Origin of the sequence: Herbaspirillum huttiense (assembly GCF_047300815.1) — a bacterium.
Lineage (GTDB): Bacteria > Pseudomonadota > Gammaproteobacteria > Burkholderiales > Burkholderiaceae_D > Herbaspirillum > Herbaspirillum huttiense_A.
Genome location: NZ_CP178608.1, coordinates 1368024 through 1394409, shown reverse-complemented (window position 1 = coordinate 1394409; position 26386 = coordinate 1368024). Strand labels below are relative to the sequence as shown.

The 26386-nt window shown below is 65.3% G+C and carries 24 protein-coding genes; 4 read left to right on the top strand and 20 right to left on the bottom strand.

Going from position 1 to position 26386, the window contains the following annotated elements; translation table 11 throughout:
• Positions 1-32 precede the first annotated feature (32 nt).
• From ACLRDN_RS06400 to ACLRDN_RS06350, 11 genes are all read right to left on the bottom strand, one after another.
• On the bottom strand, positions 33-1583 hold the full coding sequence (locus tag ACLRDN_RS06400) for a dynamin family protein (RefSeq protein ID WP_413459458.1): 1551 nt from the start codon (positions 1581-1583) through the stop codon (positions 33-35).
• Positions 1580-2851 carry a GTPase gene (locus ACLRDN_RS06395; RefSeq protein WP_413459457.1) on the bottom strand — a complete coding sequence of 424 codons (1272 nt, stop codon included), beginning with the start codon at positions 2849-2851 and terminating at the stop codon, positions 1580-1582. The genes ACLRDN_RS06400 and ACLRDN_RS06395 overlap by 4 nt, the downstream gene beginning before the upstream one ends.
• 18 nt (positions 2852-2869) lie before the next feature.
• Positions 2870-4090 (bottom strand): benzoate/H(+) symporter BenE family transporter, encoded by a 1221-nt coding sequence (locus ACLRDN_RS06390; protein ID WP_413459456.1) that lies wholly within the window; start codon positions 4088-4090, stop codon positions 2870-2872.
• A gap of 48 nt (positions 4091-4138) precedes the next feature.
• Positions 4139-5506, bottom strand: coding sequence for an MFS transporter (locus ACLRDN_RS06385; RefSeq protein WP_413459455.1), 1368 nt, complete (start codon positions 5504-5506; stop codon positions 4139-4141).
• A 98-nt stretch (positions 5507-5604) separates the two neighbouring features.
• Entirely contained in the window at positions 5605-6015 is a 411-nt protein-coding gene (locus tag ACLRDN_RS06380; RefSeq protein ID WP_413459454.1) for a RidA family protein, read from the bottom strand.
• A 34-nt stretch (positions 6016-6049) separates the two neighbouring features.
• Positions 6050-6838: a benzoate diol dehydrogenase BenD gene (benD, locus tag ACLRDN_RS06375; RefSeq protein WP_413459453.1), complete on the bottom strand. Its 789-nt coding sequence runs from the start codon at positions 6836-6838 to the stop codon at positions 6050-6052.
• Positions 6835-7860, bottom strand: a complete 1026-nt coding sequence (gene benC, locus ACLRDN_RS06370; RefSeq protein WP_413459452.1) for a benzoate 1,2-dioxygenase electron transfer component BenC — start codon at positions 7858-7860, stop codon at positions 6835-6837. The genes benD and benC overlap by 4 nt, the downstream gene beginning before the upstream one ends.
• A 21-nt stretch (positions 7861-7881) precedes the next feature.
• A complete protein-coding gene (benB, locus tag ACLRDN_RS06365; protein WP_413459451.1) occupies positions 7882-8376 on the bottom strand; it encodes a benzoate 1,2-dioxygenase small subunit in 495 nt (164 codons plus the stop codon).
• Positions 8373-9746 (bottom strand): Rieske 2Fe-2S domain-containing protein, encoded by a 1374-nt coding sequence (locus ACLRDN_RS06360; RefSeq protein WP_413459450.1) that lies wholly within the window; start codon positions 9744-9746, stop codon positions 8373-8375. The genes benB and ACLRDN_RS06360 overlap by 4 nt, the downstream gene beginning before the upstream one ends.
• A 112-nt stretch (positions 9747-9858) precedes the next feature.
• Positions 9859-10794 carry a catechol 1,2-dioxygenase gene (gene catA / locus ACLRDN_RS06355; RefSeq protein WP_413459449.1) on the bottom strand — a complete coding sequence of 312 codons (936 nt, stop codon included), beginning with the start codon at positions 10792-10794 and terminating at the stop codon, positions 9859-9861.
• A 49-nt stretch (positions 10795-10843) separates the two neighbouring features.
• Complete coding sequence (locus ACLRDN_RS06350; RefSeq protein ID WP_413459448.1) at positions 10844-12037, bottom strand: muconate/chloromuconate family cycloisomerase; 1194 nt, start codon at positions 12035-12037, stop codon at positions 10844-10846.
• A gap of 144 nt (positions 12038-12181) precedes the next feature.
• Between ACLRDN_RS06350 and ACLRDN_RS06345 the strand changes: the two genes are divergently transcribed.
• From ACLRDN_RS06345 to pcaD, 3 genes are all read left to right on the top strand, one after another.
• The gene (locus ACLRDN_RS06345) at positions 12182-13135 is read left to right on the top strand and encodes a LysR family transcriptional regulator (RefSeq protein ID WP_034339111.1); all 954 of its coding nucleotides are present in this window, start codon (positions 12182-12184) and stop codon (positions 13133-13135) included.
• A gap of 224 nt (positions 13136-13359) precedes the next feature.
• On the top strand, positions 13360-13647 hold the full coding sequence (gene catC / locus ACLRDN_RS06340; RefSeq protein WP_013233325.1) for a muconolactone Delta-isomerase: 288 nt from the start codon (positions 13360-13362) through the stop codon (positions 13645-13647).
• A 77-nt stretch (positions 13648-13724) separates the two neighbouring features.
• Entirely contained in the window at positions 13725-14510 is a 786-nt protein-coding gene (pcaD, locus tag ACLRDN_RS06335) for a 3-oxoadipate enol-lactonase (protein WP_413459447.1), read from the top strand.
• Between the two features lie 10 nt (positions 14511-14520).
• On the opposite strand, the gene ACLRDN_RS06330 is transcribed toward pcaD, so the two are convergent.
• The 6 genes from ACLRDN_RS06330 to ACLRDN_RS06305 are packed head-to-tail and all read right to left on the bottom strand — an operon-like array spanning position 14521 to position 20647.
• The gene (locus ACLRDN_RS06330; RefSeq protein ID WP_413459446.1) at positions 14521-16083 is read right to left on the bottom strand and encodes a response regulator; all 1563 of its coding nucleotides are present in this window, start codon (positions 16081-16083) and stop codon (positions 14521-14523) included.
• A gap of 51 nt (positions 16084-16134) precedes the next feature.
• The gene (locus ACLRDN_RS06325) at positions 16135-17949 is read right to left on the bottom strand and encodes an ATP-binding protein (RefSeq protein ID WP_413459445.1); all 1815 of its coding nucleotides are present in this window, start codon (positions 17947-17949) and stop codon (positions 16135-16137) included.
• Positions 17946-18995 carry an ATP-binding protein gene (locus tag ACLRDN_RS06320; protein ID WP_413459444.1) on the bottom strand — a complete coding sequence of 350 codons (1050 nt, stop codon included), beginning with the start codon at positions 18993-18995 and terminating at the stop codon, positions 17946-17948. Before ACLRDN_RS06320 ends, ACLRDN_RS06325 begins: the two co-directional genes overlap by 4 nt.
• Positions 18980-19393 carry an ATP-binding protein gene (locus ACLRDN_RS06315; protein WP_413459443.1) on the bottom strand — a complete coding sequence of 138 codons (414 nt, stop codon included), beginning with the start codon at positions 19391-19393 and terminating at the stop codon, positions 18980-18982. The genes ACLRDN_RS06320 and ACLRDN_RS06315 overlap by 16 nt, the downstream gene beginning before the upstream one ends.
• 30 nt (positions 19394-19423) lie before the next feature.
• On the bottom strand, positions 19424-19780 hold the full coding sequence (locus ACLRDN_RS06310; protein WP_413459442.1) for an STAS domain-containing protein: 357 nt from the start codon (positions 19778-19780) through the stop codon (positions 19424-19426).
• Positions 19781-19783: 3 nt separating this feature from the next.
• Positions 19784-20647, bottom strand: coding sequence for an STAS domain-containing protein (locus tag ACLRDN_RS06305; RefSeq protein WP_413459441.1), 864 nt, complete (start codon positions 20645-20647; stop codon positions 19784-19786).
• 344 nt (positions 20648-20991) lie between these two features.
• Between ACLRDN_RS06305 and ACLRDN_RS06300 the strand changes: the two genes are divergently transcribed.
• A complete protein-coding gene (locus tag ACLRDN_RS06300; RefSeq protein ID WP_413459440.1) occupies positions 20992-21282 on the top strand; it encodes a hypothetical protein in 291 nt (96 codons plus the stop codon).
• Positions 21283-21334: 52 nt separating this feature from the next.
• On the opposite strand, the gene ACLRDN_RS06295 is transcribed toward ACLRDN_RS06300, so the two are convergent.
• The 3 genes from ACLRDN_RS06295 to ACLRDN_RS06285 are packed head-to-tail and all read right to left on the bottom strand — an operon-like array spanning position 21335 to position 26233.
• Positions 21335-24148: an ATP-binding protein gene (locus ACLRDN_RS06295; RefSeq protein WP_413459439.1), complete on the bottom strand. Its 2814-nt coding sequence runs from the start codon at positions 24146-24148 to the stop codon at positions 21335-21337.
• Positions 24148-24876 carry a hypothetical protein gene (locus tag ACLRDN_RS06290; protein ID WP_413459438.1) on the bottom strand — a complete coding sequence of 243 codons (729 nt, stop codon included), beginning with the start codon at positions 24874-24876 and terminating at the stop codon, positions 24148-24150. The genes ACLRDN_RS06295 and ACLRDN_RS06290 overlap by 1 nt, the downstream gene beginning before the upstream one ends.
• Positions 24869-26233: a hypothetical protein gene (locus tag ACLRDN_RS06285; RefSeq protein ID WP_413459437.1), complete on the bottom strand. Its 1365-nt coding sequence runs from the start codon at positions 26231-26233 to the stop codon at positions 24869-24871. The genes ACLRDN_RS06290 and ACLRDN_RS06285 overlap by 8 nt, the downstream gene beginning before the upstream one ends.
• Positions 26234-26386: the final 153 nt, after the last annotated feature.

The window sequence follows — 26386 nt, the reverse complement described above, 5'->3', positions numbered from 1 at the left end:
ACACGACAAAAGATTCCGGGCCGATGGCGACATCAGCGCTGCGCCATTTCCTCCGGTACCGGCCGCAACTGTTGTTCAATGCAGGCCAGCCGCCGCGCGTGCTCCTCGATGAGGTCCTGCTGCGCGGACACTGCATCAGACAGTAGCGCCATGCGGGCAGTACAGTGCCCTGCCACTTCATCGGCCAGTTGCTCCAGGGTGGCCAGTACGCTTTGACTGAGCGCTTCGTACAGTTTTTCATAGGACGGCGGCAAGTCGTCGGCTACGCGTTCGTATCCGCTGCCCGCAGGCAGGACCAGCGCCACCGGTGCTGGCGTGGCCAGCACATGGCTGTCCAGCACGGCGCGTGCGTGGCGGTCGAAGGCGTGCAGCAACTGCGGCTGCAAGTGGGCCAGTACGGCATCCACCGCGCCGCTGGCGGCATGCTGCTCCAGCAAGGCCGGTACACCAGGCATCACTTCGCGCCAGGCCAGTTGCACGATGCGGGCGCGCTGGGCGGGCAGCGCAGCCAGTTCGCTCCCCAGCAGCTGCTGCAAGGCCTGCAGCGCCGGCAAGGTCTGTCCCTGCAGGGGCGCCAGTACATCCTCCTGAAGATGATGCAGCAGCACTTCGGCCGGCTTGCGGTCACGGTAGGCCAGGGCCGGCGCCAGCAGCTCGGAGAGCGCGGCATAGAGGCGTTCAAAACCGGCGCCGAGCATCGCTTGCTCATCCGCGCCGCCAGTGCGGGCTACATAGGCAGAGACCGACACAGGGGCCTTGAGCTGATGCAGCGCCACGCCCAGCGCCTGCAGTTTCTCGGCAGCACGCACACGCACGTCGGCTTCCTGGTCGGCGCGATTGGCATCGGATTTGTTGCGCAGGCATTTGACGATCTGGCCATCCACCTCATCCTCATCGATGACGTCGCTGCGCGTAAGTACCGGCAGCAGCGGCTTGCCACGGCGCAGTTCGCGCGCCAGTTCGTCGAGTTCCTGCACCTGTCCGGGCGAAGTCGAACTGGTCAGCCACAGCACCGCATCGGCACTGTCGAGGAAACGCTGCGTCAGGGCGGCATTCTCGCCGGTGGCCGAATGCAGGCCGGGGGTGTCCAGCAGCACCAGCCCGTCGCCCAGGCAGACGCCCTGCAGGCGCGCCGTGGTTTCGATAGCGCCCTCATGGAAAGCTTCTTCACTCTCCACCAATTGGCCGCCTTGCAGGTGGAAATACTGCACCGCCTGCTGGCGCTCGCGGAAGCGCTGTGCGAGAAAGTTGCACAGCGAGCTTTTACCGGCATTGAACTTGCCGAACACCAGCAGCATGAGCTTGCCTTCGAAGCGCTGGGCCAGCGCACGGGCGGGAGCGAGGGCAATCCACTGTTGCTCGCGGCGCCGGGCCTGATGGATACGGTCTTCGTGCAAGGCGGCGATACGGCGCGACATGGGGCTGGCCGACTGCAGGCCGCTGGCCGGCAGCGGGGCGGCTTCAAAGGCCTGCCCCAGCGCACCAAGCCAATCACGCAATGCAGAGAGCACGGGCTGCAGGTCGGCCTCGCCCTGGCCGGTGCGGCCGATGGAGTCGATGAAACGCTGTTCTTCGCGGCTCATGCGCCCTCTCCTTCGCGCAACCGCGCCAGCGCCTGCTGCGCGCGCGCATGCGCGTGCAACTCGGCCTGGCCGATGGCGATCTGCTGTTGCAGGGCCTGGCGGTCTTCCGACAGTTCGTAGTAGTGCAGGAAGGCCTCTTTCAATTGCGCCTGCCCTGCCGGTTCACAGAAACGGCGGCGCAGCTCGGCGCGGTATTTGATGGAGATGCCCAGCACGGCCACCATCACCGTATCGAGGCTGGCTACCGAGGTCTGCTGGCTGGCCGGCAGTCCTTCCACGCCATGCTGGATCAGGTGCGCACGAATGGCGATGCAGGCGCGGGAATAAGCGACGTGGATGCGCGCCCGCTCGCGCTTGCCGGCGGTGAGCTTGAATTCGTCGGCGGCGGTATCGGGTACCAGCGCGGGATCGTCCCCCTGAAACTCGACCACCGGGAGCAAATCCTGATGCACTTTCTCCAGCACGGCCTGCAACCCTTGCTCGAAATCCTGGCGTTGCTGTTGCTGGCGCTGGCGCAACGTTTGCAGCCCGCTCTCCAGCGCATCCTGTTGCTGCCGTACCTGCTGGCCGATCTCGGTGAAGAGCAAATTGCGCTCATGTCGGCGCGCACCCGGCACCTGCTCCACCACGTCACGCAACAAGGCCTGCAGCGCCGGAATGCCGCTACGCTGCAGCAGCAGCGACTTGCCGCCTTCCACGCCACTGCGATGCCGCGTGGAGGACACCGGATGCAGCGTGAGCCCCGGTGCCTGCGCAAGGATGGCGGCACTGACCTTGGCCAGCTGCTCGTCGTCGCTCATCTGGTCCACCTGCGTGAGCACGAACAGCGTCTGCCGCTGCGTGCGCTGCTGGTCTTCACGCAGGGCCTGCAGCAGATGGCGTTCGGCCGCATCCAGTTCACCTTCCTTGGCCGCATGCACGAACAGGCGCACATCGGCCTGCAGCCAGGTGGCTTCCTGGGCGTGGCTGTCATCCTGCAGGGCGACGTCGGCGTCGAGCCCCGGCGCATCCAGCCAGCGCAGTTCGGCGTGATGGTGTTCGGACAGCGTGACCGTCTCGCGCCGGTCGGCCACCGCAAACACGTCGCGCCCCATGAGTTCGTTGAGCAGGCGGCTCTTGCCGTGGTTGTACTTGCCGACCACCGTCACGGTTGGCGCGGCCTGCACTTGCGCCAGCACGCGCAGGCGCGCCAGGTCATGCGCGCGGCCCGGCACCACGGCCAGGACTTCGCTGGCGAGCGGATCAAAGGATTCTTGCTGAGGGGTCATTGGGGGGTCTCCATGTTTTCATTTTTTCCGGGCGGGACGGCCGATCAGCCAGTGCGCGGCCATGCCGATGACCACGCCCCAGAAGGCCGCGCCCAGTCCGAACAGGGTCATGCCGGACGCAGTCGCGAGAAAGGTGATGACGGCGGGTTCGGCATGGCTGCCGTCCTCGCTCATCAGGCGGATGTTGGACACGATGGCACCGATCAGTGCCAGCCCGGCCAGGGCCGCGATCAGTTCCTTGGGAAAGGCGGCAAACAGCGTCACGATGGAGGCCGCAAAGGTGCCGCCGATGAGATAGAAGACGCCGTTGGCAATACCGGCGATATAGCGCCGGCCCGGGTCCGGATGCGCATCCTTGCCGGTACAGAGCGCCGCCGTGATGGCGGCCAGTACGATGGTGATGCCGCCGAAGCAGGCCGTCAGCAGCGAGGCCAGCGCAGTGCCGGTGACCACGGCGCGGGTGGGCGGATGGTAGCCCGCCAGTTGCAGCACCGCCATGCCCGGCAGGAACTGGCCGGTCAGGCTCACCAGCACCAGCGGCACCGTCAGGCTGAAGAACATGCCAAGGCTGAAGTGCGGGGCGATGAAGACCGGCTGTGCCAATTCCAGCTGGAGGGCACCCAGTTCGGTGCGGCCGCCGGCAAAGGCCACTGCGAAACCGGTCAGTGCCACCACCACGATGCCGTAGCGCGGCCACCAGCGGCGGCCTGCGAGATAAGCGGCCAGCATGGCAAACACCATCAGCGGCGCACCCACGCTGGAGCGAAAGGCCTGCACCCCGAACTGGAACAGGATGCCGGCCATCATGCCGGCCGCAATGCCCTTGGGGATGAAGGCGAGAATTTTTTCAAAGCAGCCGGTCACGCCGATGACGATCAGGATGACGGCCGCCATCAGGTAAGCCCCCACCACTTCCGGCATGCCCACTGCGGGAAAGAGGCTCAGCAGCAGGGCCGTGCCCGGTGCCGACCAGGCCGTGATGATGGGCATCCTGAACCACCAGCTCAGCAGCAGGCCGCTCACGCCCGCCCCCATGGAGATGCCCCACACCCAGGACACCAGTTGCGCCTGCGGCACCTGGCCGGCATGGGCCGCCTGCACGAAAATCACCAGCGGACCGGCATAGGAAATCAGGACTGCCAGAAAACCCGCCACCCATGCGGTGAGCGAGCCTTGTCGTTGAACCATTGAAGCTTCCTTGCGAAAAGCAGCAGCATGAACGCAGAAAAGGTCCGGCACCCGTGGATCAATATCCCAGGTGCCGGACCGGCTTGACCAGCTACGATCTTAAACGCTGCGCGAAACCGGCGTAGCCGTCACGGTCGGCGCGGCCTCGGCCGTCACGGCACGCTGGCCATGACGATAGCGCAGCAGGAAGATGCCCATGGCCAGTGCGGCGACCAGCCCCGGTACCGCGAAGACCAGGAAATTCATCTTCAGCGGCAGCGCTGCCGCCATCAATGCACCGCCCAGCAGGGGACCGACGATGGCCCCCGAGCGGCCCACACCGGACGCCCAGCCCAGGCCCGTGGAGCGGATGGCCAGCGGATAGAACTGGGCCGTATTGGCATACAGCAGGATCTGTGTGCCGATGGTGGTTGCACCGGCCACGATGATGAGCAGGTACAGCACCGGGGTCGGGCTGTTGAAGCCCAAGAGCGCAATGGCCACCGTGCCGACTGCGAAGAAACTCACCACCACCTTGGGCAAGGGAAAGCGGTCACCCAGCCAGCCGCCGCCAATGGCACCGACCACGCCGCCGAAGTTGAGCGCCAGCAGGAAGGACAGCGACGACCCCAGGCTGTACCCGGCGCTGGCCATCAGCTTGGGCAGCCACGAGCCCAGCGCATAGACCATCAGCAGGCAGCAGAAGAAGGCGACCCAGATCATCAGCGTGCCGAGGGTGCGCTCCTGCTTGAACAAGTCCAGCATCGGTGCACCGGACCCCTTGGCATCACTCTGCACCAGCTGCACATCGGCACCCAGCGCCGCTTGCGGCGCGACCTGCGCCAGCATGGCACGGGCCTGCTCCTGCTTGCCCGCACGCAGCAGGAAGCCGACCGATTCCGGCAGCTTCCACAGGATCACCGGCAGCAGCACCAGCGGTACGGCGGCGGCGAAGAACATCGATTGCCAGCCGAAGTTGGGCAGCATCCAGATGCCCAGGCCCGCACACAGCACGCCGCCCAGCGAGTAGCCGCTGAACATGATGGCCACCAGGGTGCTGCGCAGGCGCTTGGGTGCGTATTCATTCATCAGCGCCACGGCATTGGGCATCAGGCCGCCGCAACCGAGGCCGGCGAGGAAGCGGAAGATGCCAAACTCACCGGGCGAAGTGGCAAAGCCGCTCAGGAAGGTGGAGACGCTGAAGAGCACGAAGCTGATTGCCACGCCCTTCTTGCGGCCGATGCGGTCGGCCAGTGGGCCAAAGACGAAGGCACCGAACATCATGCCGAAGAGCGCATAGCTGCCCAGCGCACCGGCCTGCACCGGCGACAGGGACCACTCCTTCATCAGCACCGGCAGCACGGCGCCGTAGATGAACAGGTCATAACCGTCGAACACCAGCAGCAATGCGCACAGGCACATCACCATCCAGTGGAATTTCGTGAAACGCGCGCCATCGATGATCTGGCTCACTTCCTGGGTCTTCATGGGTCTCCTCCGTTGTCGTTTGTCTTGCGGGATTGGCGTTGTTTTGTGTTCTTGTGTTTGTTGTGCCCGGCGTTTTTCTTGCAGTCATCCGGTGCGATTCAGGCCTGCCCCTTCTTGCGCAGATGCGCCACCGCCTTGATCTCGATGATGTAGCCCGGCGCACCGCCGAGCATGTGCGCGCCAATGGCCGTCCAGGCTGGCAGCGGATAAGTGTTCAGGTAGCGGTTGCGCACCTTGATGAACAAGGGCAGGTCGCGCATGTCGGTATGGAAGGTGGAGAGGTCGACGATATCCTCCAGCGTGCCGCCGGCCTTCTCCAGCACCCGCTTGAGGTTTTCGAAGGCCTGCACGATCTGGGCTTCGCGCGGCTCCACCAGTTGCATGTCGGGACCGCGCCCGATCTGGCCGGAGACGTATAGAACATCGCCGACCAATACGCCGGGTGCATAACCGATTTTTTCGTAGACGTCTTCCATTCCCTCGGGAATGATGGCCTGGCGTTCAGACATGGTGTCTCCGTTCAATGAGGGGGATAGAGCGGCTTCAGCCGTTGTCGCCACCGGCGACCGGCAATACGGCCCCGGTGATGTAGCTGGCCTCGTCGGAGGCCATGAAGAGGATCGGTGCGATCTGCTCTTCCAGCGTGGCGTAGCGTTTGAAGAAGGTGGAGCCGGTCACCTGCTGCACGGCCTCCTGCATCCACGCCTGTTCCTGGGCGCTATCGCCCTGCGCATTGCGCGGCACGCGCCGTGGTGGCGCCTGCGTACCGCCGGGGGCCGTGGCCACCACGCGGATGCCCTGCTCGCCGTATTCCATGGCCAGTGCCATGGTCATGGCATTGACGCCGCCCTTGGCGGCCGAATACGGCACCCGGCGAATGCCGCGCGTCGCGTTGGAGGACACATTGACGATGGTGCCCCGGCCCTCCCGCAACATGTGCGGCAGCACCGCATGGCAGCCATAGAGGGTGGGCATGAGCGAGCGGCGGATCTCGGCATCGATCTGGTCCGCTTCGAATTCGGCGAAGGGACGCATGCGGATGGCACCGCCCACGCCGTTGACCAGCAGGTCGATGCGGCCATGCAATTCGATGGCGCGGGCCATGGCGGCCTGGGCGCCGTCATGGGTTTCGAGGTCGGCGACGAAGCCGGTGGCCCGTCCTTCGGGCGCTTCCATCGCCACTTCATGGATGAAGCCGGCGCGGTCCACCATCAGCACCTGGCCGCCTTCGGCGGCGATACCCAGCGCCACGCCGCGCAGGATGCCCTGGGCGGCCCCGGTGACCACCGCCACCTTGCCGGCGAAGCGGGCGCGGGGGAGCGCTGCGCTCATGCCGCCACCGCCACCGGCTGGCTGGTGACGAACTTCTCGTAATGGAAGCTGGCCGGAGCGATGCCCTGGGCCTGGAAGTGCTTCTGCACCGCCTCCACCATCGGCGGCGGACCGCACAGGTAGACATCGACAGCGCCATCGTGCAGGACCTCGGCGGGCATGTGCTGGGTCACGTAACCCTGGCGCGGATGGGTGGTTGCGGCATCGACCACACAGGTGGTGAAGCTGAAGCCGGGCAAGCGTTTCGCCAGGTCTTCAAGACGATCCACCAGTACCAGGTCCTGGTCGCGGGTGACGCCATAGATCAGGTGCACCGGCTGCTGCACGCCCTGCTGCACCATCTCCTCCAGCATCGCCAGGAACGGCGCCAGCCCGGTACCACCGGCCAGCATCAGCACGGGCTTGTCGACCGGACGCAGGTAGAAGCTGCCCAGCGGACCGGTCATCTCCAGCGCATCACCGGCACCGGCCTTGCTGAGCCAGCTGCTCATCAGGCCACCCGGCACGTTCTTGATGAGAAAGCGCATGCGCGTGGCCCCCGAGGGCGAGCTGAACGAATACGAACGATGCTGGCCACTGCCCGGCACGGCGATGTTGACGTATTGCCCCGGCAGGAAAGCCGGTGCGTCGGCCGCCACCTCCAGCACCAGTTCGAAGGCCGCCTCGCCGAAGGCGGTGACCTCGGCCACCTTGCCGCCGAACTTCGCGCTGCCGGTCTTGCAGGCGGTCGAGGCCACCGGTACGGCGACCACGCAATCGGATTGCGGGATCATCTGGCAGGTCAGCACCAGGCCTTGTTCGGCTTCATCGCTGCTCAGAGCATCGTCGATGTAGTCGTCGCCCAGGTCGTAGCGTCCGCTTTCGGCGCGGCACTTGCAGGTGCCGCACACGCCGTCGGAGCAATCCATGGGCAGGTTGATGCGTTGGCGGAACGCCGCGTCCAGGACTTTCTCCTTGGGACCGCAGTCAATGATGCGGGTCACCCCGTCTTCGAAGTTGAGGGCGATGCGATAGCTGCTCATGTCATGTCTCCTGCGCTCTGGTCAGACGTGGTAGACGTCGATGACCTGGCGGATGTAGTCGTTCTTCAGGGCGATCTTCTTGCGGGCGATCTGGAAGCCGCCTTCGGTCTTGCGCAAGCTGACCAGGGTGGTGCCAAAGAACTGGTCGGTGATCTTGTAGCGGTGCGACAGCGTATGGAAGTTGTAGCGCACCTCCACCACGTCATCGCGCTCTTCCAGGATCTCCACGTTGGCGATCATGTGGCTGGTACGCGGCTCCGGCATGGAGGCGCTGGAGCGCTCGGTCTTGATGCGGAAGACACGGTCTTCCAGGCCATCGCGATTGGCATAGTAGATCAGCGAGATCTCGCTCTGCGGGTCTTCGGTCAACTGGTCGTCATCGTCCCAGGCCGGCATCCAGTATTCGGCGTCCGGGGCGTACAGTTCCAGCCAGGATTCCCACTGGCGTTCGTCGAGATAACGGGCCTCGCGATAGAGGAAAGCGCAGACCGCATCGAGTTGGGCAGGTTGGCTCATGCTTGTGCTCCTTGCGCTGCGGCTGCGCGTTCCTTGCTGACGGCCTGGCGCATCTGCTCGGTCCAGTAATGGTGCTGGCAGACGAAGAGGCCTTCGTCCTCGCTGCGTTCACCGCTCAGTTTGGGGTTCATGCCCATCTTCTTCGCATTCTCGTCCGGGCCCTGCTTCCACAGCGGCGCGCCCCGGCTCATGTCGTTGTAGCGCACGGCCGATCCGGCATAGCCGGCCTGGCAGGCGCGGAACTCCTCCAGGTCATCGGCGGTGCCCATGCCGGAGACATTGAAGAAATCCTCATACTGGCGAATCCGCACGCGGCGGTCTTCGGCGCTCTCGCCCTTGGGGCCGAAGCAGAAGATGCTGATCTCGGTCTGGTTCACGCTGATCGGACGGGCCACGCGGATCTGCGTGCCGAACTGGTCCATCAGGAACACGTTGGGATACAGGCACAGGTTGCGGGTCTGGGCCACGATGGTATCGGCGCGCGCCTGGCCCACGCGGGCGGCCAGTTCTTCGCGCTGGTTCCAGATCGGGCGCACTTCCGGATTGAGCGTATTGGTCCACAGGAGGATGTGGCCGTTCTCGAAACCGTAGACGCCGGCCACGGCCTTGCTCCAGTTGTTGGCATCGGTGGCCTTGGTGCCGCCTTCCTTGCGGCGGCTCATGGTGGCCGCGTAGTTCCAGTGCACCGAGCTGACATGGTAACCATCGCAACCATTTTCCATCTGCATCTTCCAGTTGCCGTCATACAGGTAGCTGGAGTTGCCGCGCAGGACTTCCAGGCCGTTGGGGGCCTGGTCGACGATCTGGTCGATGATGACACGGGTCTCGCCCAGGTACTCTTCCAGCGGTTGCACGTCTTCCGAGAGGCTGCCGAAGAGGAAGCCGCGATAGTTCTGGAAGCGCGCCACGCGGGTCAGGTCATGCGAGCCGTTCTTGTTGAAGGAGACCGGATATTCGGTGGTCTTCTCGTCCTTGACCTTCAACAGCTTGCCGCTGTTGGAGAAAGTCCAGCCGTGGAACGGGCAAGTAAAACTGCTCTTGTTGCCGTGCTTGCGACGGCACAGCATGGCCCCCTTGTGGGCGCAGGCATTGATGACCGCGTGCAGCTCGCCGTTCTTGTCGCGGGTGACCACCACCGGCTGGCGGCCGATCCAGGTGCTGTAGTAATCGTTGATCTCGGGCACCTGGCTCTCGTGAGCCAGGTAGACCCAGTTCGATTCGAACAGGTGCTTCATCTCCAGCTCGAACAGGTCGGCATTGGTGAAGATGTCGCGGCGGCAGCGGAAGATGCCGTTGGTGGCATCTTCGTCCAGGGCGGTGTCGAGCAGGCGCTCGACCTCGTCATACTTGTCGGCGGCAAGGGTGGTCATGTCATTTCTCCAGGGTGCAGCCCGCCTGTCGCGATGGAACACCATCGCGGCAAGGCAGTCGGCGGGGATGAGGCTGGCCTGCGCCAGCGGCGGGCGCAGGACGATCAGGCAATCAGGCGGCCAGGCGCGGACGCTCCACGACCTGGTTGTCGGCACCGTTGACCAGCGCGGTCAGGCTGATGTCGAAGACGATCTCGGCGAACGGACCTTCCAGTCCCTCGGCCTTGATGCTGGCCGCATCGGTGCGCTCGACCAGCGGCGGCACCAGGCCTTCGCGGGTGGCGTAGGCGAAGTCGTCATAGATCAGCGGATCGCCTTCGATGTTGATCTGGGTGGTCAGCTTGCGATGGCCGTCAGCCGTGACGAAGAAGTGGATGTGCGCCGGACGGTTGCCGTGGCGGCCCAACTGGTTCAGCAGGCCTTGCGTGGGGCCAGCCGGCGGACAGCCATAGGCGGCCGGCATGATGCTGCGGAATTTGTAGCGGCCCTGGGCATCGGTGATGATGGTGCGGCGCATGTTGAAGGGCTTCTGTTCACCGGTCGGGTCGAAGTGCGAATAGAAGCCCTTGGTGTTGGCATGCCAGACTTCGACCTGCGCGCCCGCCATGGGCTTGCCGTCCGAACCATAGACGGTGCCGTGCATGATGATGGTCTGGCCGTTCTTGTCGCTGCCGTCATCCAGGCGCGCGAAGCCCTGCTCCACCGGCGCACCGGCCACGTAGAGCGGACCTTCGATGGTGCGCGGGGTGCCGCCGGTGATGCCCAGGGCGGCGTCTTCGGCATCCATGCGCATGTCCAGGAAACGGTCCAGGCCCAGACCCGGCGAGAGCAGGCCGGCTTCGCTGGAAGCGCCCAGGCGATTGATGTAGGCCACGCCGGCCCAGTATTCGTCGGAGGTGATCTCCAGGTCTTCGATGGTCTTGAACAGGTCGGACAGGATGCGATGCACGATCTGCTTGGTGCGCGGGCTGCCGCCTTCGGTGTCGAGGCCGCTGGCCAGGCGCAGGAAGTCCTGGACTTCGGGGGTGCTGAAAATCTTGGCTGCCATGTTGAGTCTCCTTTTGGATTTGTTGATTGGGGAAGTGCGTTTTCTTGTTTTATCCGGCCAAGGTGGCCGGCCTCGCTGCTGTCACTGTCGCCCCTTGCTTGCGATCGCGCCGGAAGTATTGCACACGCTCCTCATCGAGCACGATGCCCAGGCCGGGGCGGTTGGGGATGGCCAACTGGAAATCCTGATACTGCAGTGGCTCGGCCAGGATTTCCTCGGTCAGCAGCAGCGGACCGAACAACTCAGTCCCCCACTGCAATTCACGGAAGGTGGCGAAGGCATGGGCCGAGGCGATGGTGCCGATGGCGCCTTCGAGCATGGTGCCGCCGTAGAGCTCGATGCCGGCCGCGTCGCCGATGGCGGCCACCTGCTGGGCGGCGCGCAGGCCACCCGATTGTTCGATCTTGATCGCAAACACATCCGCACCGCCGATACGCGCCAGCGCAAAGGCCGACGCCGGGCCAGTCAGCGATTCATCGGCCATGATGGCGATGGCGTGCTTGCCCTTCAAGCGGGCCAGCGCCTGGGCCGAGGCAACCGGCTGCTCCACCAGTTCGCAGCCGGCATCGACCAGGCCGGCCAGGCCGCGCTGGGCTTCCAGTTCGCTCCAGGCCATGTTCACGTCCACCCGCACCGAGCCACGGTCACCGAGGGCCTTCTTGATGGCGGCCACGTGGGCCACATCGGCCTCGACCTCGCGGCGGCCGATCTTGAGCTTGAAGATCTTGTGGCGGCGCGCGGCCAGCATGCGTTCGGCTTCGTCGATATCTTTGCCGGTGTCGCCGGAGGCCAGGGTCCAGGCGATCGGCAGGCTTTCGCGGGCGCGGCCGCCGAGCAGCTGCGAGACCGGCAGGCCGGTGCGCTGGCCCAGGGCATCGAAGAGCGCCGTCTCAATGGCGCACTTGGCAAAACGATTGTCCTGGATGGCCTTGTTCAGGCGTGCCATGATGGCCGGGATCAGGCTGGCATCGGCGCCCAGCAGCAGCGGCGCGAAGTAGGTATCGATGGCCAGCTTCATGCCCTCGGGTGATTCGGCGCCGTAGGCCAGGCCACCGATGGTGGTGCCCTCGCCCACGCCGACGGTGCCGTCGGAGCAGTACAGGCGCACCAGCATCAGGGTCTGCCCGTTCATCGTCGCCATGGACAATTGATGGGGACGGATGGTCGGCAGATCGACCAGGAAGGTCTCGACCCGGTCGATCAGGGCCGGGGCCGCAGCGTGAAGGTGTTGTGGGGTATCCATGGACTGCATTGAACACCCGGAAGCCCTGCCATTGCCAACACCAAATTCGTCTAGTTTCATACCTTTTTTATATAGTTTATAAAGGCTCCTATAAAAATCAAAGGATTAGACATCATTAGTTTCTGTGAGATATGATTTTCGGCCATGGACATCAGACAACTGAAATACTTCGTGGCCGTGGCCAATACGCGCAACTTCACGCGCGCCTCGGAACAGCTGCACATTGCGCAACCGCCGCTGTCGCGCCAGATCCAGCTGCTCGAAGAAGAGCTGGGCGTACAGCTGATCCTGCGCAACAGCCGCCCGCTGCGCCTGACCGAAGCCGGCCGGGTGTTCTATGAGCAGGCGCTGCAGATCCTCAACCGGCTGGAGCAGTTGAAGAACGCCACCCAGCAGATCGGCCTGAACCAGCGCCAGACGCTGTCCATCGGCTTCGTCGCCTCCACGCTCTATGGCGGCCTGCCGGTGCTGGTGCGCAAGCTGCGCCAGCACTATCCGGAGGTGGACATCCAGTTGCTGGAGCTGACCTCGATGCAGCAGTTTGCCGCCCTCAAGTCGGGCCGCATCGATGTCGGTTTCGGGCGCATCCGCAGCAATGATGCGACGGTGGCGCGCATCGTCCTGCGCGAAGAAAAACTGGTGCTGGCGATCCCGCCCTCTTTCCCGCTGGCCGCCAGCCATCAGCGGGTGAGCCTCAAGGAAGTGCATGGACAGAAGCTGATCGTCTATCCCAAGGAGCCGCGCCCCAGTTTCGCTGACCACATCCTGAGCCTGCTCAATGACCAGGACATCCACCCGGCTGAAGTGCACGAAGTGCGCGAGATCCAGACCGCGCTGGGCCTGGTGGCGGCCGAATCCGGACTGTGCCTGATCCCGGCCTCGGCACGGCTGCGCAATGACCTGCATTACCGGCTCATCGACGATCCGCGCGCGACTTCCCCCATCATCCTCACGCATCGCATCAACGACAATGCCTGGTACATCGAAGCCATCAAGCAACTGGTAGCCGACATGTATGCCGAACGCCCGGCCTGGCTGGATATCGAGACCAGCTCCTTCCCGGCGACCGGTTTTCCCAATCCCGAACGGCGCGATTGAGGCTTGGGCAAGCCGCCTGTTGCGCTGCGCACGAGGCAGCGTTGACCAGCAGAAACCGTCTGCCCAAGTTGACAGTTCACGGCGCTGGCGCCTAAACTCGTTTGTGCGAATAAAGGATTTATGTTCGTTTATCGAACATCTCGATTTCCCGCCCGGCGTTCAACCTCGCGATCACGGCGCGCGCTGCAAGACATTCCACCCATAACGACAACGGAGCAAACATCATGCTGTTCATGGTTCAAATGCAGGTCAACATTCCCGCCACGCTCGACAAGGCCGTGGCCGACCAGTTGAAGAAGGACGAGAAGGAGATGTCGCAGAAGCTGCAGCGCGAAGGCAAGTGGCGCGACCTGTGGCGCGTGGTCGGGCAGTATGCCAACGTGAGCATCTTCAACGTCTCCGGCAACGACGAGCTGCACAACATCCTCTCGGCCTTGCCGCTCTACCCCTTCATGACCATTTCGGTCACTCCGCTGACCCAGCATCCCTCGGCCATCGCGCAGATTGGCTGAGTCCCGGCGCATCTGACTCTTTTTGATTCACCCATGCCCGCACCCACCGTGATGTGGGGCGGGCCGAGGATCTCTTCATGCCCTTTGCAACACTGAACGGAATCAAATTGCATTACCAGCTCGATGGCGACGCGGCCCTGCCGGTGCTGGTGCTGTCCAATTCGCTGGGCACCTCGCTGGCGATGTGGGATCCGCAGATCCCCGCACTGAGCAAGCACTTCCGCGTGCTGCGCTACGACACGCGCGGCCACGGTCAATCGGAAGTCACGCCCGGCCCTTACACCATTGCGCAGCTGGGCAGCGATGTCATCGCCCTGCTCGACCAGCTCGATATCCAGCAAGCGCACTTCTGTGGCCTCTCCATGGGCGGCAGCACCTTCATGTGGCTGGCGGTGCATCATCCGCAGCGTGTGACCAAGCTCATCCTCTGCAATACCGGTGCCAAGATCGGCACGCCCGAGGCCTGGAACAGCCGCATCGAGACCGTGCAGCGTGATGGCCTCTCCGCCATTGCAGCAGCGGTGGTGTCGCGCTGGCTCACGCCCGAATATGCCCAACAGCATCCGGAGCAAGTCCAGGCCTTGACAGCCATGCTCTTGGCCACGCCGGCCGAAGGCTATGCAGGCGCTTGCGCAGCGGTGCGCGACAATGACCTGAGGGAAGCGATTGCGGGCATCCGCGCGCCCACGCTGGTCATTGCCGGCAGCGGCGACGTCCCGACACCACCGGCTGACGCGCAATTCATGCGCGCCACCATTGCGGGTGCGCTGTATGTGGAATTCGATGCGGCCCACATCTCCAACCAGCAACAGCCACGCGCCTTCACGCAGGCGGTGGTGCAGTTCCTGACCGGGCAGGCCTGACCCTGACGGATCAGAAGCCGGCGACGCTCACCGAGGGGGTCGGCGGTGAGCCGCGGCGCAGGTCGAGCCGCGCCAGGGTGTCGATGTCGACCGGCTTGACCAGGTAGTCATCGACCCCTGCATCAAAGGCGGTGCGCTTGTCGTCTTCGCTGCTGAAGCCGGAGCAGGCCAGCAGGTAGATGTCGCGTGTAGCGGGCAGCGCGCGCAGGGCGCGGGCCAGGTCGTGGCCGGTCATGTCCTTCAATCCGATGTCCAGCAACACGGCATCGGGAACCCACTCCTGGGCGCGCGCGATGGCGCGCGTGCCGCTGTAGGCCACCTCCACTTCGTGGCCCAGCAATTCCATGAGTTCCTTCATGGTATCGGCGATGTCCCTGTTGTCGTCCACCACCAGCACGCGCTTGCCGGTCTGCGGGATGCCCGCCGCCAGGTCGGCCAGGCTCGGCGCTGCCGTCTCCGGGGCCTGCGTCTGGCTTGGCGCCAGCTGCGGCAGGGCCACCGTGAAGAGGCTGCCTTGGCCGATACCGGCGCTGTACGCGGTCAGGGTGCCGCCATGCAATTCCACCAGGCTGCGCGCCAGCGACAGGCCGATCCCGAGGCCATCCTGGCGGTCATGGCCCAGCGCATTGGCCTGGGCAAACATGCCGAAGATGTCGCCCAGCCGTTCGGCGGCAATGCCAATGCCTTCATCGCGCACCGTCAGCACCACCTGGCCGGCCTCGCTGCGTGCGCCCAGGAAGATGCGGGCACCGTCCGGGCTGAACTTGGCGGCATTGTGCAAGAGGTTGATGAGCACTTGGGCCAGCCGCACTTCATCGCCCTGGACCGCCAGCAGCGGATCGGCGATGTCCACCAGCAAGGGCTGGTGCTTGCGCTCCATCATCTGCTGGGTCGATTCGGCGGCGTGCTGCATCACTTCGGCTACCTGGACCTGGCGCAACTGCAGCGCCAGCTTGTTGTGCGACAGGCGCGACACGTCCAGCAGGTCATCGACCAGCCGCACCATGTGATCGAGATGATGGGAAACGGTATTGCGCGCGCGCAGTTCCCACTCCGGAGCCTGCGGTGCGCGGGTATTGAGAATGCCGATGGCGTTGCGCATCGGCACCAGGGGATTGCGCAACTCATGCGCCAGGATGGCCAGGAACTCATCCTTGCGGCGATCGATCTCGCGCAACTCATGCTCCACCTTGGCCAGGCGCAACAGCGCGCGCACGTTGGCCACCAGCTCGGCCGGCTCGATCGGTTCGAACAGGTAATTGTCGGCGCCGCCTTCGAGCGCACGCACCTTGTCGGCCACGCCGATGTAGGAGGCCGAGGTCTGCAGCACCAGGATGAAGGAGGTTGCCGGATCAGCCTTGAGCCGCGCGCAGACTTCCATGCCGTGGATATCGGGCAGTTTCACGTCCAGCAGGATCAGGGCCGGTTTCAACTCGCGCGCCAGGGCCAGCGCTTCGGTGCCGCTGGCCGCCTCCACCACGCGCAGCCCGGCCTTGGTCAGGATGCGCGTGCGCGCGTAGCGGGCGGCATCGGTATCGTCGACGTTGAGGATCAGTTGTTCGGGATGACTCATGGCGTACAAGGATGACGTGGGTGGCTAAGGGCTGCGGGATGACGGGTCTGTTCAGTGATGGACCGCAGGGGCGCGTATTTCGTTTCGTGGCCAGCGTGAATCCACCAGCGAACGCAGTGCCGCCAGCAATTCATCGCGCCCCATGGGTTTCTTGAAATACGCATCCGCGCCCAGGCCCATGGCCTTGCCCTTGTCATCGACGTCGGAGACGATGAGGATGGGCACATCGCGGCGCGCCGGATCATTCTTGAGCTGCACCAGCCAGTGCCAGGCATCCTTGCCGTCCAGCAAGAGATCGAGTATCAGGGCGCAGGGCTCGCCATTGCGCCACAAGGCCTCGGCCTCGGCGACCGAGGCCGCCGGCACCATGCGGAACTCCGACTGGTGCAGGTAGCGCTGGTAGAGCAGGCGCAATTCGGCACGGTCTTCCACCACCAGCACCGGCAGGCTGGCCGCGTCCGGTTCGGCACGCGGGAGCAGTGCCTGCGGGCTGGCCAGGGGCAGCGGCGCACGCTTTTCCGGCTGATGGACCATCGGGATCACGGCGCTGAAGGTCGCACCCTGCCCCGGCGTACTGGTCACTGCAACCGACCCGCCCAGGAGCGTAGCCAGCTGGCGGCACAGCGGCAGGCCCAGGCCGGTGCCCTTGACGTGGCGTTGCAGGTGGTTCTCCACCTGGGCGAATTCTTCGAAGATGATGCCGATGTGCTCGGGCGCGATGCCGATGCCGCTGTCGGTGACGGAAAAGCGCACCGCCCGGCTCTGCGGCAGCGGCTCGGCGGTCACGGTAATGCTGCCCTGCTCGGTGAACTTGATGGCGTTGGAAATGAAGTTGCGCAGGATCTGCGAAAGCTTGCCTTCGTCGGTCTCCATCTCGCAATCCTCCGGCGCCACGAAGTTCAGGCGCAGCTTGTCCGACACCAGCAGCGGACGCAGCATGCCGCGCAAGGCGCTGAAGAGCTCGGCCACCTGGAAGCGGCCGGGCTGGATCTCGACCTTGCCGGCTTCGATCTTGGCCAAATCCAGCAAGTCATTGACCAGCTCCGAGAGCGAATTGGCGCCCTCCAGGATGTAGCGCACCTGGCGCTCCTGCTCGGTGGAGAGATCGCCATCGACCCGGTCCAGCAAGAGCTTGGCCAGCGCGCGGATGGACGACAGCGGCGTGCGGAACTCATGGCTCATGTTGGAGAGGAAGCGCGACTTGGCTTCGTCGGCGCGGCGCAGGTGGTCGGCCTTTTCATCCAGTTCTGCATAGAGGGCGACCACGCCGCGATTGGTATCTTCCAGCTCGCGCGTCAATTGCAGCAATTCTTCCTGGCGCACGTTCAGCTCGGCCAGGGTGGTCAGCAATTCCTGGTTCTGCTGCTGGGTTTCGAACAAGGCCACACCGGCCGGCGCAGCCGCTGCGGCCAGTGCCGCGCCGATGTCACCGGCTTCCCTTGGCGTGATCAGGCGTGCGGCCGGGGGCAGCAGCTTGCGCAGGGTCACGGTGGTGCCCTGCCCCTTGGCGGTCTGCACGTCAAAGGCATCCACGAGCTTGCGCGCCCCCAGCAAACCCATGCCCATGCCGGTGCTGGACTGGTATTGGCCGGAGAGCACCAGGGCCAGGTCGTCAATGCCCGGTCCCTGGTCGCGCACGGTCATCAGCAAGGTCTGCGGTGCGGTGCTGCCTTCGATGGCGAACTCCACCTGGCCGCGCCCGGCGTAGCGGAAGGCGTTGCGCGCCAGTTCGGAAACGCTGGTGGCAATGCGCACCTGGTCCTGCTGGGCGAAGCCGCACAGGTCGGCGATCTGCCGCGCACGCTGGCGCGCACCGACTACGTCGATCTCGCTGCTGATGGAAACGGTGAGCAGGCGCTGCGTCATGGGATCGCTCCCTGGCGAATGACCATGACGCTGACGTCGTCACGGCCACGATAACAATCACGATAGAGTACGGCTGCAATCAAAGCCGGATGGGCTTGCTCCAACCCGGGATACGGGTCCAGCGACCAGCGGCTGGTCAGTCCGTCCGAATGGAGGATGAGTACCATCTCCTCCTGCCAAGGGGTATCGAAGGCCTGCACCTTGCGCAGGTTGTGGCCGACGATGCCGTTGATGGACACCAGGTGCCGTCGCTGTCCGTCCAGGCTGGTACAGCAGGCGATGTTGCCGACCCCGGCAAACTGCACCTGCCCGGCATGGGCATCGATGCGGGCAATCGCCACGGCCGCCCCGCGCGTCCTTTGCAAGGCCGCGTGCAGGTGCATGGCCAGCACCGGCGGCGGCATGCCGGGACTGCTGGCGGCCAGCGCGGCCAGGGTGTGCACGGCGGTGTCGGCCGCATCGGCGGCGGCCTCGCCATGGCCCAGTCCATCGACCAGCATCAGCAGTACGCCATCATCGATAGCGGCCGCCCAGCCGGCATCGCCGCACTCCTGTTCGCCGGCCAGTGGCAGGCAGACCAGGCCGCATTGCCACGGCTCCTGCGCACCGGGGCTGGTCCACACGACGGCCCGCAAGACGGTGCCACGCTCGGGCCAGGTATAGAGATCGAAGCGGTCAGACTGGCGGCGGATCGCCCCCAGCCCAACCCCATACGTGCCCGCCGTGGAGTTGCCGTCGGCCATGGCGGTGGCGGTATCGTGCATGCCGGCCCCGCCGTCGATGGCCAGCATCTCGATGCCGTGCACGGCGACCCGGCCGGCATCGCGGCCGGTGAGGGAGCGCAGCAGGATTTCGCCGTGCCCGGCGTGCTTGAGGATGTTGGTGGCCGCTTCGGTCACCACCAGCGCCAGGCGCGCTGCCGGGTCCTGGCCGAAGTCCAGGCGCCGTGCCAGGTCTGCGGCTGCACGGCGGGCCGCAGCGACATCGACGGTTTCACTGACGGCCACGCATTGTTCGGTCCGCGAGGCGGTCAGAAGAGTTTCCATTTGATGATGCTGACGCGGGTTCCCGCGCCCGGCGCGGTATCGATATCGAATTCGTCGGCCAGCCGCTTGGCGCCGGACAAGCCCAGCCCCAAGCCGCCGCCGGTGGTATAGCCATCGGTGAGCGCCAGGTTGAGGTCGGCAATGCCTGGCCCCTGATCGGCAAAGACCATCCGCAGGCCGCGCTTGCTGCCGGTATGGAGTTCATCCACGCGGGCTTCGCCGCCACCGCCATAGCGCAGGGTATTGCGCGCCAGCTCGCTGGCGGCCGTCACCATCTTGGTCTGTTCCACCAGGGAAAATCCCAGCCGTACCAGGTGGTCGCGCACCAGCTTGCGCAGGCGCACTACGTCTTCATCGGTCTGCAGCGGCTGGGTCAGGAGGGGTTGTTCATCCACCATGTACCTCGCACGGCATCGCAAGCGCAGCCATCACTCGATCTCCGACTCGAGCAGCTTCACGCCGCGCTCCACGTTGAGCGCGGTGCGCACCCCGTCCAGGGTCAGGCCGAGTTCGACCAGGGTGATGGCCACGGCCGGCTGCATGCCCACCACCACCGTGCGGGCATCGAGCACGCGCGCCATGGAGGCGGTGTTGCTGATCATGCGGCCGATGAAGGAATCCACCACGTCCAGCGCGGAGATGTCGATGAGTACGCCGCGCGCACGGTCGCGCACGATGCGTTCGGTCAGGTCATCCTGCAGGGTCATGGCCAGGCGGTCGTGCATGTCGACCTGGATGGTCACCAGCAAGAGCCGGCCCATGCGCAGGATAGGGATGCGTTCCATGTCTTACTCAGCGTGCTGCACGGTCACGCGCGAGCCGGTCTTCTTGAGGGCCACCATGAAGGCATCGGCCAGGGTGGCCTTGGTGGTCACGTCTTCCAGGTTCACGCCCAGGTGCACGATGGTCTGGGCAATCTGCGGGCGGATGCCGCTGATGATGCAGTCCGCGCCCATGAGGCGTGCGGCGGCGATGGTCTTGAGCAGATGCTGGGCCACCAGGGTGTCCACGGTGGGCACGCCGGTGATATCGATGATGGCGATCATGGCGCCGGTCTCGACGATCTTCTGCAGCAGGCTTTCCATCACCACCTGGGTACGGGCGCTGTCGAGCGTGCCGATCAGCGGCAGCGCCAGCACGTTCTGCCACAGCTGCACCACCGGGGTGGACAACTCCAGCAGCTCCTGCTGCTGGCGCAGGATGACCTGCTCGCGCGCCTTCTGGTGCACTTCGATGGTGTAGAGGCCCAGCTTGTCGAAGAGCGTACTGGTGGCGGCGATCTCCTGGGCCAGCAGCTGGGGTTGTTCAGCGAGGCCGCTGCGCAGGTGCTCGAACAGGGGTTCCTTCAGGGCAAACACGAAGCTGGCCGTATCGATCGAAGAGAAACCCTGCAAGGCACGCGAGCGCGAGACTTCGCCCAGCAGGTGGCGCACATCGGCCCAGTCGGTGCCGTCGGTGTCGGCACTGGCGCCGCTTTCCACGGTGCGCGCCACGAGGCCCAGGAATTGTTCGGCCTGGCGGCGGATCTCGAATTCACCGCTCTTTTCCTTGCGGCCCAGCTTGGAAGTGAGCGTGCGCAGCCAGTCGTCGAGCAGGCTCTGGTGATGCTGGTTGAGGATGAGGGCGAGGTGTTCGGTGCGGGCGGAAGTCATGTTCTTGTTCTGTCCTTGATGAGCCTGGCATGGCTGCCTGTCATCGTGACGTGGCGGGCAGCATGGGGCGGCAGTGGCGGTAGGGAAACGCTCCGGCGTCACGGTCCCCCAGGACGCACGGTAATGGGTCATTTTAGGTGACTCGGCTTTGAAGCCATGCAGGACAACGACTACAAGCCTTGTAGGAATCCATTACCTCGGCGCGCGCCACGGCACTTTTTCCCGTTCGCTGGAAAACGCTGGCAGTCGGTTCCCGCAACGCAAGCTTTGGCAAGCTTGCACGACGATGTTTATAATGCGGCCGACATCACAGGAGGAAAGCTTTGGGTCAGCGTGCAGCGATGATGACTTGTTACGAAATCACGGGACATGCTTCACCGTTCCAGTTCCGGGTATGGTGCGCCAACCGCGCCGATACCTGGTACGTCAGCGGCGTGGAAATCCGTCATCAGACCATCGGCCCGCTGTTCCCCAAGCGCTCGCTGCCGGGCCTGTACGATTCCAAACCGCTGGCCCTGGCGCGCGGCATCCACTGGTGCGAGTGCGTGGCACACCAGTTGCTGGAAGCGGAAGTGCCGGATGTGCCGGCAAACCTGCTGCCGCCAGCACCGCGCCTGGTGCGCGAATTGCGCTGAAAAAAAGCCGGCATCGCCGGCTTTTTCCTTTCTCCCTGCAGTTCAACCGCGCTCAGGCATCCAGCCGCAAGCGCCGCTGCAGCACGCCGATGGGCGGCGCCCAGCGCGCTTCGCGCGGCTTCTTCGAAGTGACCAGCGTGATATCGGCCGGCTCGAAGACTTCCACGTTGTGCGTGATGGGCGTAGTCAGCACGTATTGCGCGCGGGTCGATTTCAAGAAGTTGCCGACCAGCTGGATGTTGCGCACGTCCAGGTGAGCAAAGGGTTCGTCGATGAAGACGAAACCGCCTGGCATGTCGTCATCCTTCAACAGCCCCACCAGCAGGATCAGCGACTTGATGACCTGCTGGCCACCGGACGCTTCGCCATCGTTCAATCCGATCTCGCCCTTGCCGTCGAAGTTGAAGCTGACCTTCAGTTCGGCCTGGCGCAGGATGGTGTCGTCATTGTCCAGGTGCGGCAGGTCGGCGCTGACCACCACACCGGCCAGGGCGCCGAGGTCGACGATGTTCTTGCGATAGCGGCGCACCGTCGCACGCAGCACGTCGATATAGCGTTCACGCGCATTGCCCACCGCTTCCTCGGCCTGGTGATTGCTGATCTTGCGCGAATCCAGTTCGTTGCGCTGGTTGCCCACCGTACCCTGCATGATGAGGTGCTTGTCTTCGACCGTGCCATCCTTTTCCCACTGGCCGGTTTCCAGTTCGTTTTCGACGGCAGCCATGCGCAGCTCGGCCTGCTTGGCGTTGCTGTATTTCTCGTACAAGGCCTGTACCGCGTCGGCGGCGATCCAGCGCGCCGGGAAGCGTCCCTTCTGCGCGCGTGAGGCCAGGGCACGGGCACGCTGGTCGTCGTGACGGCTGCGCCACTCGCGCTCCTGCCCGGCAAGATCCCCTTCGCTGTCGCGCAGGCGGCGCTGCAGGGCATCGAGCTTGCCATCGAGGATGGTGCGCTGTTCGATGGCCTCGGCATGCTGGGCATCGAACTGGCTGAACCGTTCACTGGCGGCTGCGCGCGCGGCCTTCAAGGCCGGCAGCTGGCGCCGCGCCTCATCGAACTCTTCACTTCTCCGGGCCAGCGCCTCTGCCGCGAGGTGGCCCTCGGTGGCTTTCTTGGCGGCGTCGAGCTGGCGCTTGACTTCGCTTTGCTTCAAAACGATGTCGGTCAAGTCCGCATCCAGCGAGGCCAGGCGCTTCTGGATGGACGCCTGGCGCGCTGCCATGGCGGCCGCGCCGAACTGGTAATCGCCCGGATCGCGCCACACGCTGCGCCCGCCCCGGCCATCGCGCCAGTAGGCTTGCGGCGTGATCCATTCGCCCCCGGTGCGCGCCCCTTCGACGGTATCGGCCACGCGGCGGATCTGCGCCAGTTGACGCAGCAGCCAGGACGGCGCCTTGGCCGAGAAACGCAGCACCGCCAAGAGGCTCTCTGCGGGCGGCTGCGACGTCGCCGTGGCGGCATCGGAGACCACGTAATGGCGATAGCGCTCGCGCTCGGCCAGCGCCATCGCGGCGGCTTCATCCTTGGGATCATCCAGCACCACCACCCAGCACGAGGCGCGCAAGACGCCTTCGGCGGCGGCGCGCCACTGGTCGTCGGCAATCTCGATCACGTCGGCCAGCAGGTGATGGGCGATGCCGGCCTGACGCAAGGCCCGCGTGAATTGCTGCACGTCGTTCGGGCGCGGCGCCTGGCGTTGTCCGGTCAGGCGGTCCAAGGCACCGCTGGCGTCCTTGCGTTGCTGTTCCAGGTCGCGCCAGCGATCATGCAGCGTGTTCTTCTGCTGCTCCAGTTCGTCCACGCGGGCCAGCAATTGCGTGGCATCGCCTTCCACGGCGGACAGGGCCAGCAGTTCATCGGCCTGCTTGACCAGTTCTTCCACCGGCTTCTCGGCCTCGCGCGCCTTTTGCTGGGCTTGATAGGCCTCGGCCTTGCCGTGCTCCAGCGTGGTCACTTTCTCGCGCGCGGCCTGTTGCTGCGTCAGCAGGGACGACAGCTGCAAGGTATCGCTGCTGCGCTGGCGGCGCAGGTGATTGTGATGCAGGCGCTGGCGATGCAGTTCGCGCAGGCGCGTGGCCGTGCCTTGCCGCTCTTCGTGCCAGCGCAGGACCGGAATGACTTCAGTGGCCAGCGTTTCGCGTTCGCGCAGCTTGCCCTGATATTGGCGATACAGCGTCACGCGGCTGTCCAGCTGCGCCAGTTGCGCTTCGCTGTAGGCCAGTTCCTGTTCGGCCAGCGTCACCTCGGCGGCCAGGTCGCGCTGATGGCGGCGGGCTTCCTCGTAGCGGTCCAGCACTTCCTGGTCGCCGAAGACTTCGAACACCAGGCGCAGCAATTCCTTGGGCGAGAATTCGCAGAGGCGGTCCGTCTGCCCCTGCTCCAGCGCCAGCACGCGCGCAATCGCACGCGACAGGCCGGCGCCTTCCAGGCGCTTGCGCCAGTGGTCCAGGCCCAGCCAATCCTTCTCGGGCAACTGCGCCAGGGTTTCGATGGCGACATCGCCATCACTCATGCAGTAGCGGCGCTGCCAGTCGCCGCCATTGCGCTCGATGCGGCAGGCCAGCGTGACCTGGTCGGCATAGAGCAGGTTGCGCGCGAACGGACGGGTCGAGGTCTGGCGGCCATGAGGACGGTTGTCTACCGTGGCGCGCAGCCAGGTGGTGTCGGCATTGGCGTGGCGGGCGTAGGTCTTGTAGCTGCGACCGCCCGAGCAATCCAGCCCCAGCAGGGTGCGCATGGCGTCCAGCAGCGTGGTCTTGCCGGAACCGTTGGGGCCGGCGATGGTGATGATGGAACCGTCCAGGGGCAGCGTCAGGCGCTGGCAATAATCCCACTGCAGCAGTTCCAGCGATTGCAGGTGGAACATCAGGCGTCTCTCTCTTCGGATGGTTCATCGGCGGCAGCGGCATCAGCCTCGGCCTGCGCTTCTGGCGCAGTGTCCGCCTCCTCGCGCGGGGTAGCGCGGGCCAGCACATCGCCCAGGGCGCCATCAAGAATACGCGGGGCCAGGGCATCGTAGTCCAGCAGCAGGTCCAGCAAGGGGCCTTCGGCGATATCCACGCCACGGCGCAAGATGAAGCCGTGGGCTTCGAGGCGGCGCAGGTTGGTGTCCATGCGCGTCTTCTTGCCGAGCTGGTTGCCGAAGTCGGCCAGCAGCGCCGTATAGGACACCACCGGGCTGACCTCGGCGGCGGTTGGCATGGGCTTGTCGGTGTGGAACATTTCGTCCTGCTGCTGGGCATCGTCGCCGGCGGCGCGCGCGGACTGGCGCTCGCGCTTGGGCAGCACGATCAGCGCCCACAGCACCACCAGCAGCGAGATGGCATCGCGCGGCAGGTCGAGGTTGTTGTTGGCGTTCATGCCGGCCTCGCCGAAGACGGCCGATTCGGCCGGGCGCACCAGCGCCACGCTGATGTGGTCGGCGTGGATGTTGTCCACCAGGCGCAGGCCGACCTGGGCCAGGCGGTCCTGCAGGGCTTGCCACAGGTCGGCATCGACCAGGGCGCGGCGCACGCGCGGGTGCTTGCGGGGCAGCCAGCGGCGCGCCAGCAGTTCGGCGGCCAACAGGCCGGCCTCGTCTAGGGTCTCACTCATTCGGTCTTTCCCGGGATGGATCTGGATGGACGGCCCCGGCGCTCATGGCAGCGACATCGGGGTCATCGACTTTATCGACACGCGGCAGGAAGCCGGCTTGCCATGGCAGGCGCGCCAGGTCGCCGGTCTGCCCTTGCAGCGTGCGCGCCTGGGCGTCCCCCAGCAGCGGCAGCAGTTGCAGGCGATAGGCGGCCTTGCCGAAGCTGCCGCCCAGCACCACCGAAGTCAGCGGCTGCGGTTGCAGTCCGGTGGCGTCCTCGCCTTCCGGCAGGGCGCCCAGGCGTGTCAGTTGTTCAATCAGTTCGCCCAGCTCGACCGGCATGCGCAGCGCTTCGATCTTGCCTTCCACAGCCTGGGCCGGCGGCGGCAAGCCTTGCTGGCGCTGGGTCTCGGGACGGTCGCGCTCGAATTCGCCTTCGGCTACGTCCAGCAATTCGTGGCCACTGACGAAGACGGGCTTCACCCCGATGGAGAGTGCCTCTCCCATCAGGGATGACAAGTCCGGATGCGATTGCAGCCAGCGCCGCACGTCCGAGCTGGTCACGCCGGTGCTGCCGAGGGTGACGCGCTGGCGGTCGGCCTGCTGCAGGGCGCGGGTAAACTGGCTGGCCATGGTCAGCAGGCGCGCCTGGCCATTGCCGAGCGCACGCGCTTCGCGTTCCAGGCGGGCGTCGGCGTGTTCGCTGCGGATGAGCGCAGTCAGCGCTTCACCGGCACGGTTGACCAGCTTCAGGGCCCGTTCGAAACGCGGCTGGGCCTGGCGCAGCAGGGCTTCCGAACCGCTGGCGATGGCATCGGCGAACTGGTCGTGCAGGCGCGCCAACTGCGCATGCAGGTGGCGGATCTGGCTGGCGTCCGACAGGCCTAGCGCCTGGGCCCCGGCCACTTGCGCCAGCAGCGCGGCCATTTCGTCATCCTCGCCGACGGCACGCGTGAGCGGGGCCAGCAGGGCTTGCACCTGCTGGGCGATGGGCGAGAGCTGGTAATCCTGGCCGGTGGCGTCCCAGACCAGCAGGCCCAGGTCGCGCAGGCGCTTCAGGGCCGCTTCCATGGCCTCGGACTTCAAGGCGTAGAACAGCTGATTCAGGTCTTCGCGCTGCAGGCGGCCGTGCGGCTGGGCCGCCAGTTCAAGGAACATCCAGATGCGCAGGCGCGCGGCGGCCTGGCCACCGGAGACCAGGCCGCGCAGCGCGTCCAGCACGTCCAGCCGCTGGCCCAGGCCCCAGGCCAGGGGCGCTTCGGCGGCTTGCGAGGGATCGCGGAAATAACTCTCGAAGGAGCCGGAGTCATGCTCGTCCGCAAGGGGAGCGGGGTCGAATTCTTCTGTCAATTTGTCGTGGAGGTTGACCAGGCACATGCCCGGGTCCTGCCCCGGTCGGTGGGCGGACCGGCAAGTTTAGCAGGCCCGGGGGACGGCCTCCAGCAAAGCGGACGGCGGCGCAGCGGAAATGCGCCGGAAAGGAAATGATTTATTGCATTAATGCAACGTTAATGCTGATTCAGGCAGCAT